Genomic DNA, 428 nt, shown 5'->3' on the forward strand with positions numbered 1-428 from the left:
CTGTTGTTCCTTCTTTTAAATTTATTTAGTTCTTTAGATCATACCCGATCATAGATCCGTAGCTCAGCCTGGTTAGAGCACTACACTGATAATGTAGGGGTCAGCAGTTCAAATCTGCTCGGGTCTACTAAACCAGTTCGGTTCGCATTGAACAGTCATCCGCTGTTCACTACAAACCCACAACTGTAAATCTTTAGCTGGGGGGTTAGCTCAGTTGGCTAGAGCATCTGCCTTGCACGCAGAGGGTCATCGGTTCGACTCCGATATCCTCCACCACACAAGCTCTTTACTTAAGATGATCATTCTTCGACGATAGGTCATCTTCATTTCACGGTTCGCAGGAACCGCTGATTAAGTTCTTTGAAAGAATGGAACAACAGTAAAGTATCTTAAATGTTCTTTAGGATACAGCACAAAACACAGGTAAT

At 43.0% G+C, this 428-nt stretch carries 2 tRNA genes; both read left to right on the forward strand.

From position 1 onward, the window contains the following. Nucleotides 1-52: 52 nt before the first annotated feature. Nucleotides 53-127, forward strand: a tRNA-Ile gene (locus F0L74_RS32725). 72 nt (nt 128-199) lie between these two features. After that, nucleotides 200-276, forward strand: a tRNA-Ala gene (locus F0L74_RS32730). Nucleotides 277-428 lie beyond the last annotated feature (152 nt).

Origin of the sequence: Chitinophaga agrisoli (assembly GCF_008386695.1) — a bacterium.
Taxonomy (GTDB): domain Bacteria; phylum Bacteroidota; class Bacteroidia; order Chitinophagales; family Chitinophagaceae; genus Chitinophaga; species Chitinophaga agrisoli.